Source organism: Mycobacterium sp. (genome assembly GCF_035314665.1).
In the GTDB taxonomy this organism is placed as follows: Bacteria; Actinomycetota; Actinomycetes; order Mycobacteriales; family Mycobacteriaceae; genus Mycobacterium.
In genome coordinates this window covers 1-2,978 of record NZ_DATFZD010000063.1, presented here as the reverse complement: position 1 = coordinate 2,978, position 2,978 = coordinate 1, and the positions used below count along the sequence as shown (strand labels likewise).

Here is a 2,978-nt window from a genome sequence, read left to right as displayed (position 1 = left end):
CTGCACGACCTGCGTGCGCACTTGCGGATGCAGCTGAAACAGGTCCGGGCTAGTTCTATACCCGAGCGAAATCAGCCGTGGCCCTATGCATCTCGCCGGCCACCGGGCGCCAATCCGTCAAAGCCGTCAACGCTGACGCGTCTGCTGCGTCGGGCGTTTTAGCGGGCGCCCCATTCGACACTTGAGTCACCCGAGGGTCGAGAGTGGCTTTTTGTCCACCTCGCAGCGACGACAATCGCCGGTTGGCGCTGCGAGGTGGACACATCGGCATATGCCAAGTTTCCTGTGACGTATGGGGTTTGCGAGGCCGACCCTAGGCCGAAGTTACGGCTTGGCTGAGCGCTGATTGTCTGTCTGGTCTGCGGTTATGTCATTGACTGACCTTAGAATGTAGCCAAAATAATCAGTGTGTCGTGTAGGGTATGCGAGCGAATGCATCTAGTATGTAACGTATGGTAGGACGACCTGGTGCCATGCATGTGGCCAGAATCAAGAGCAGTCATGTGGACAAGGCTGGGCAGCGTCGCGACTACCAGTCGGTGTATCTACGGCGCAGCTTCCGCGACGGCGGCAAGGTCAAACACGAGCAACTGGCGAACCTGTCCGCACTGCCCGACACGGCGATCAGCGCGATCGAGGCGGTACTGGCGGGTGCGACGATGGTGCCGGTCGCCGACGCGGTGCGGATCGAATCATCCTTGCCGCACGGGCACGTCGCGGCAGTGCACACCATGGCGCATACGTTGGGCCTGCCCGCCCTGCTGGGGCCGGCGTGCCGGGCCCGCGACCTGGCGTATGCGCTGATCGTGTCGCGGGTGCTGACGCCGGGTTCGAAGCTGTCCACGCTGACCGGGTGGGCCAACACCACCCTCGGGGCCGATCTGGCGGTCAACGCCGCGGCCACCGACGAGGTGTACGCGGCGATGGACTGGCTGCACGACCGCCAAGACGCCATCGAAAAACAGTTGGCGGCACGGCATCTGGACCCCGCAGTGAACCCATCGCGGATCGCGATGTTCGACCTGTCTAGCTCGTGGGTGACCGGGCGGTGTTGCGAGCTGGCCGCCCGCGGCTACTCCCGCGACGGCAAGAAGGGCTGCCAGCAGATCGAGTACGGGCTGCTCACCGACCCGGCCGGACGCCCGGTCGCGATCCGGGTGTTCGCCGGCAACACCGCCGACCCGACCGCCTTCACCGCCGCAGTCACCACCGTCAAAGACACCTTCGGGCTAACGAACATGGTGATGGTCGGGGACCGCGGCATGATCACCTCCGCCCGCATCACCGCTCTTAAAGACCTCGGCGGGCTCGGCTGGCTGACCGCGCTGCGCGCCCCTTCCATCGCCGCCTTGGCCGCCGACAACGGGCCCCTGCAGATGAGCCTGTTCGATGACCAGGACTTCGCCGAGATCACCCACCCCGACTACCCCGGCGAGCGGCTGATCTGCTGCCGAAACCCACTACTGGCGGCCGAACGCGCCCGCAAACGCGGCGAATTGCTCACCGCCACCGAACAACTCCTGGCACCGATCCTGGCCGCCGTCGCCGCGGGCCGCCTCGCCGGCGCCGACAAGATCGGCCTCAAAATCGGCAAAATGATCGACAAATACAAGATGGCCAAACACCTGCACCTGACCATCACCGACACCACCGTCACCCTCACCCGCAACCACAACCGGATCACCGCCGAGGCCGCCCTCGACGGCATCTACGTGCTGCGCACCAGCGTGCCCGCCACCGACCTGGATACCCCCGCCGTGATCAACGCCTACAAGAACCTGTCCAAGGTGGAACGCGACTTCCGCAGCATCAAAACCGACGACCTCGACCTGCGCCCGATCCACCACCGCCTCGACGACCGCGTCCGCGCCCACGTCCTGATCTGCATGCTCGCCGCCTACCTCACCTGGCACCTGCGTCAAGCGTTAGCCCCGCTGACTTTCACCGATGAAAACCCGCCCGAACGCGACAACCCCGTCGCACCCGCCCAACGATCCGCCGACGCCGCCACCAAGGCAGCCCGAAAAACCACCACCAGCACCCACCTGCCCACCCACAGCTACCAAGGACTGCTCGCACACCTGGCCACCCTTACCCGCAACCAGGTCCGCTTCGCCAGCACCGACACCACCGTGCCCATCCTCGCCGAGGCCACCGACACCCAACGCCAAGCATTCCAACTCCTCGACGCGACCATCCCCCTGACCCTCCAGTAGCCAAAACACACCACCCCGAAAACTACGAACCCCCAGCACAACTGGGGGTTCGCCCGAGGCCAGCGCCGTAACTTCGGCCTAGCCAGCGCCTGACATCGCCGCCTGGATCTCTTCCACGCTGACCTCGCGCACCGGCTGTCCCATCGACCAGTGGTGGCCGAACGGGTCGGCGACCACGCCGTAGCGGTCTCCCCAGAACTGGTCTGTCAGCTCGGCCACCACGGTGGCGCCCGCGTCGAGCGCCCGCTGGAACTTGGCATCAACGTCGTCGACGGTCAGATGGATGGTGACCGGAGTTCCGCCGAGCGACTCGGGCGTCATCGACTTGCCACCGCACATCTCGGGGAAATCGTCGGCGAGCATCACCGTGGCGCCGTTGATGCGCAGCGCGGCGTGCACCAGCTTGCCGTCGGGACCGGGAACGCGCCCCAGTTCGACGGCGTCAAAGGCCTTTACGTAGAAGTCGATCGCCGCCGCGGCGTTGTCGACGACGAGGTGAGGGGACAGTGCGGGTTCGATGTTGATCCCCATAAGGGTCTCCTTGTTGGTCGGCATCCCGGGGCAGGCTTGACCCGGGCTCACGGGTATTGACCGCGCGCACGACGAAAAATCATCGCGCGGGTCCATTCAACCGTGGCCCACCGACAGATGGATCTCAGGCGCTGGTGAGAACCCGGTCCCAGCCTTCGACCGACTCAGGGCTGCGCGGACTCGGTCCCACGTAGATGGCCGCCGGGCGCACCAGCTTGCCGAGTCGCTTCT

The 2,978-nt window shown here is 65.4% G+C and carries 4 protein-coding genes; 2 read left to right on the top strand and 2 right to left on the bottom strand.

All coding sequences use genetic code 11. The features are described 5' to 3' along the window. The coding region (locus VKI00_RS04730) for a hypothetical protein (RefSeq protein ID WP_324435837.1) at positions 1–162 on the top strand (162 nt) is incomplete at its 5' end. A 290-nt stretch (positions 163–452) separates the two neighbouring features. Next, positions 453–2,216, top strand: coding sequence for an IS1634 family transposase (locus VKI00_RS04725; protein WP_324435833.1), 1,764 nt, complete (start codon positions 453–455; stop codon positions 2,214–2,216). A gap of 78 nt (positions 2,217–2,294) precedes the next feature. Here VKI00_RS04725 and VKI00_RS04720 read toward each other — a convergent pair whose 3' ends face one another. Together VKI00_RS04720 and VKI00_RS04715 are read right to left on the bottom strand one after the other, a co-directional pair. Beyond that, a complete protein-coding gene (locus VKI00_RS04720) occupies positions 2,295–2,747 on the bottom strand; it encodes a VOC family protein (RefSeq protein WP_324435831.1) in 453 nt (150 codons plus the stop codon). A gap of 124 nt (positions 2,748–2,871) precedes the next feature. Continuing rightward, positions 2,872–2,978 (bottom strand): hypothetical protein (locus tag VKI00_RS04715; protein ID WP_324435835.1); only part of this gene is annotated, 107 nt, incomplete at its 5' end.